The organism is Candidatus Parvarchaeota archaeon (genome assembly GCA_016866895.1).
Lineage (GTDB): Archaea > Micrarchaeota > Micrarchaeia > Anstonellales > VGKX01 > VGKX01.
Window position 1 is genome coordinate 1 of record VGKX01000094.1, and the last position, 4,850, is coordinate 4,850.

The 4,850-nt window shown below is 49.9% G+C and carries 3 protein-coding genes; 1 reads left to right on the forward strand and 2 read right to left on the reverse strand.

From position 1 onward, the window contains the following. Positions 1-1,023 (forward strand): DUF4139 domain-containing protein (locus FJZ26_04195; protein MBM3229605.1); only part of this gene is annotated, 1,023 nt, incomplete at its 5' end. A 52-nt stretch (positions 1,024-1,075) separates the two neighbouring features. On the opposite strand, the gene prf1 is transcribed toward FJZ26_04195, so the two are convergent. Next, the gene (prf1, locus tag FJZ26_04200) at positions 1,076-2,308 is read right to left on the reverse strand and encodes a peptide chain release factor 1 (protein ID MBM3229606.1); all 1,233 of its coding nucleotides are present in this window, start codon (positions 2,306-2,308) and stop codon (positions 1,076-1,078) included. A gap of 138 nt (positions 2,309-2,446) precedes the next feature. Beyond that, entirely contained in the window at positions 2,447-3,691 is a 1,245-nt protein-coding gene (argG, locus tag FJZ26_04205; GenBank protein MBM3229607.1) for an argininosuccinate synthase, read from the reverse strand. Between the last annotated feature and the right edge of the window lie 1,159 nt (positions 3,692-4,850).

The window sequence follows — 4,850 nt, forward strand, 5'->3', positions numbered from 1 at the left end:
CTTGTCCGGCTCTCTGAGATTGGGCAAATGGAACTTCCTGCAACATCATTTTCAAAAACAGAGGTGAAAACCCAGGAGGTTGAAGAAAGCGGCCTCGAGTTTGGCGAACAGTCCTCAAATCAGAATCACAATATACAAATTTCTTACATGGCCCCGTCCTCCTGGTCTGCAAACTACAAGGTTTACCTTGCCTCAGATGAACAAACCGGAACCGCGCTCACCCAGGGCTGGGCAGTGCTCAACAACCTGGCAGGCGAGGACTGGAACGGCGCAACAGTATCTCTTGTAATCGGCTCGCCAAAACTTGCATACTCGCAGCCAGTCCCTTATAGAAACTATGACAACATGTATGCCAAAACTAATCTTGCAGGTGCGGCTTACGAGGCATCTGCCCAGCCGCCATCAGTAAGCCCTGATTATATATCGGAGCTTATAGGGGGCAATTACAAGTTGAGTCTTTCAGGCCCAGTTACGCTAGGCAAGGAAGAGTCTGCATCCTACCCTCTTTTTTCCAAAAGCCTCAAATATGAAAAGGAGGTCGTCTGGGATTCTTATATCGGCAAGACTGAGAAAATCCTGAAGCTGAAAAATGACGGGCAGATGCCTTTCCCGCAAGGGGTCTTCAGGATTTACGACCAGGGAGAATTTGCAGGCGAGGACATGGTTGAGTTCACCGGCATGTCGCGCCCTGCATCGGTCGCATATTCCTTCATGCCGGAGCTTGAAGTCAAAAAAGACATGCAGCAAAGCACGCAGCAGCAGGGAAACTCCAGAATCACAAGCTATTCGGTATCTTTTGTTGCGCAAAATAGCGGCGCAAGCGCAGTTGCCCTGAGGCTCAAGGACTACATGGCAGGCGGCGACGCTGTGGAGTTTTCCCAAAGCACGCTAAACGGCCAGCCAATAAAGCCTGAAATTACAAACAACCAGGACCTGTCATGGAAATTCGAGGTTCCGGCAGGGGCAAATAGGACCCTTGTTTACTCGTATAAAGTGACAAATTACATGGACAGGCTCTACTAAATGCCTTGGGCAAATGAAGGGGCTGAAAAACCCCTCCCAATATTTTTTCGGCTTACTTGTACCTCAAAAAGGCGCCAATGCCGTAGAAGGACTGCAAAAACTGCATGCCTTCGCTTGTGTCGGTTGAAACCACAATGGCTTCAATGTCGTTTGCAGCAGCCAGGTCCATAAGCTCGTCAATAAGAAGGGAGTCAGAGTCCCTCTTCATGGCTGCATTGCACCTGTCGCACCTGGGAATTTCGGGCTCCTGACCGCCAGGAATGTTTTTGAATTTCTCGCATCCATCGGCCTGGCAGACAAATTTGTGCCTTTTGTAGTCAAGGCCTGCAGAGACAAGCAGCTTTTCTGCCTTTTTAATCGAAAGAGCCTCACGGACCTGCGCCTCCCCATAAACAACAAGCCCATCCTGGACAATCTCCCTGATGAACCTATCAATCACCTGCTTTTCCTTTACCGCCTCCTGTTCTGTCAGGATATCCGCGCTTTTTGCCATAAGCTCCCGCAATCCCTGCTCGTCGGTGTAGCCAGTGTCAACAACACCCATGACCTTTATTTGATAATTGAAAGGGGACATTTTCACAAAATTGTCCTTGGTCGGCCCAGGGCCCCCTATGATGACTCCCTTCACGCTTGTGACAAAATATTTGTCCATTGCCTCCCCGACCCGCTTGTAGTACAGCTCGATTGACTCCTCAATGAGCCTCTCGTACCTCCTTGCAGACTGGCCGCCCTTGCGGATTTTGGCGTGAGCCGTGGAGTTTAGCCTCTTGAGTATCTGGATTTGGGTTCCCCTAAGCGTCGCCAATGTCGCCTCCCTGCCGTCAAGCACAACAAGGCCGTAGCTTTCCTTGACATCTGCCATCGCGGCAAGGGGCTCTAGGAAAAACCGAGAATCGCACCTGTAAAGCTGTATCTGAAGTGGCTGCGGCGGCACAATAGAATAAAGCTCAATGTCAATCTTTGCCGGGTTTTGCGACACGTTGCCTGCAAATATCGCAATGCCGTTTTCAGGGGACTCGCGGAAAATCTTCAGGTACTGCAGCAGCCTTTCAAGCGCGTCAATCACGTTTTTTCTTGTGGATTTTGACTTTATGTTCGAGGCCTGGCCAGCCTCCTCCTTGAGCTTGTTTGTGATTTCATGTATCGGGTATTTTGGCGGGATGTAGACGGAAATAAGCTCCGTGCCTGTGCCCTTTGCCTCGCTAAGCACCCTAAGCTGCTTTTTCAGCTCGTATCTTTTTCTGGTCAGCTGCGCAAGCGCTGCCTCATCCATCGGCTTTGCCATAATCACCAATAACCTATAAGCTAGTTGCCCAGACTAGGATTATAAAACCACCAAGTCCAAAAGAAAACGAAAAAAATCATCGGCAAAAGCGCATTGAAAAGTGAAGGGCTTGCTCTTTCCGGCGATATTTTCCGCGATTCAGCCAGAGCCCATGGCAAAGGCAATGGAGTCCTGCAAGCCGTAAAGCTTTGAAAAATACCTTGCATCCTGCTGGTTTATGACACCCGTCTTGTCCCTGCTTGCCATCCTTATGTCATAAAGCGCATACGGGCTTTCCCTTGAAATTATTTGCATGCTGCCCTTGTAGAATGCCACCTTGACGCTTCCGTCAACAGTTCTCTGGGTCCTTTCTATAAATGCTTCAAGCGCCCCCCGCAGCCTTGTGTAAAAACCACCGTCATAAACTAGCTGGCCCCACTTGCGGTCAATGAAGCCTTTGACTTCAAGCTCCGATGATGTAAGCACAATGCTTTCAAGCTCATGGTGCGCCCTTGCAAGTGCGCAGGCAGCAGGCGCCTCGTAAGACTCGTGCATCTTCAGCCCTATTACCTTGTCCTCTATTGCGTCAAACCTGCCAAAGCCTGCCTTTCCGGCAAATTCGTTTAACCTGGTGTAAATCTCAAACCCAGAAACCTGGCTCTTTTTGCCATCCTGTTCAAGAAGCACGCTTGTAGGAACCCCTTTTTCAAACCTGATTGTCGCGTATGATTTTTTCTCCGGGGCATCTGACAGCTCAGCTGTCCACTCATAGGCACCCTTCTTCACATCGTCGTTTTTCCCTGCAATCCTCAAAGTTCGGGCCCATGCCGACTCATCTGTGGAAACAGAGTAGCCAGTTTCTTTCTCAAAGTTTCCCGCCCCCTTTGCCTTCAAGTAGTCTAGGCACTGGTCGCGAAGCAGGTTCCAGTCCCTTATAGGGGCAATGATTTTTTTCTCAGGAGCAAGGGCCCTTAGCGCGTTTTCCATCCTGTGCTGGTCGTTTCCGGCCCCTGAGCTTCCATGAGCAAGCACATCGCAGTTGTACTGTCTTCCAGCCCTGACAAGATAAGCTGCAAGCACTGGCCTGCTCAAGCCCTCAGAATTCACGTGGCTTGCAAGCGTGGCATTTGCCTTTATCGCCCTTTCCATGTTCCGCTGCATATCCTCCCTTGCGTCAAAGCAGACTGTCTGGGAGGCATACTTTTTTGCCATGCTTTTGGATTTCTCAAGCCTGCCTTTTCCCTGGCCTATATCAAGCACTACTGCAGTCGTCTTTATGCCAGCCTCCTCAAGCAAAAGCAGCATTGCAGTTGAGTCAAGGCCGCCTGAATAGACAACCGCGCACTTTTTTGCACCAGCGCATTGGGACTCAATAAGTTTCCTTGTTTTTTCAAACAGCGTCATGTTGCATCAGCTTCAAGCCAATAATGGCCAAATGCTTATTGCCCAAGGCTGCTTATATTCATTTCGCCTTCCTGTGTCTTGCTGTAGAGTTTTTTCCAATAAGGTATGCAACCATAACCGCGCATGAAAATACGGCAATTCCAATGATGTCTTGCACAACGCCAAAGTCAAGCCCAAAATAATTTCCCTCGACGGGCTGGCACTGCCGCACTTGCTTGCAATCCTGCGCCTGTTTGCCTGCCGCCTCATCTTTTGAATTGTTTAAATCAGTGCCATTGGCATCTGTTCCTTTCCTAAATATGCCCTTTTGCTCCAGATATGACTGGTCTAGGCCGTCTGCAAACTCCAGGATTTTCAGGGCCCCAATCCTGTCGCCTGTGCTTTTTGCCGTCTGAACCATGTACTTGCCTTGGGTCTGGTAGATTTTTGCCCATGCGGATTCAAACTTTTTTCCATTTAGCTGCCCAAGCCTTTCATCCAGCTGGCTTGAGTTGTATTTGGTCGCATTTGCATTGACAGCTCCAATCCTCTCAACGTAAACCGCATCGATTATTGCAGCCGCGTACTGCCTGTTTTCAAAGCTCAAGTCCGCAGCCTGGGCGTGCCACTCCAAGTCGTTGTCCGCCTCCTCCCCTGCCGCATTTTGGGCCTTTGCCTGCGCGACTTTTTTGGCCGCAAGCTGCGCCAGCCTGCCCTGGTCGACTTTCACGCCTGCAAACTTTCCGGATTCCTGCGCAAGCCTTGTTGAAATATAGCACCAGTTCTGGGCAAAAATATAGTCCCTGTAGGCAAAATACTTCTCCTCGCTATTTGTAGCATTTTGGGCTGCTGTCTCATTGAGCCTTTTAATTGCCCATGTCTTTCTTAGGCTTGAGCCTGCTGCCCACTCAAAGTTCCCAAGGTCCATCTCAACCCCAGGTATTTCGCCAATGCATTGCTGCGTGTATCTCTTTTCAGCCTCAAGGTCAACCGTCCCCTTTGAGACGACCCAGAGGCTTTTTATGTCCGCGCTTCTTGTAAACGCGTTGTTTGCGGCTGTGAACAGGTAGCCCTTTTTCACAAGCGCTTGCTGATTCTCAACATCGCGCGCAAAATACTCCATGATGCCCTCAAATTCCTCTCCCTTTCCTTCCGCCTGCGTCTGCTGCAAAAGCAGCCT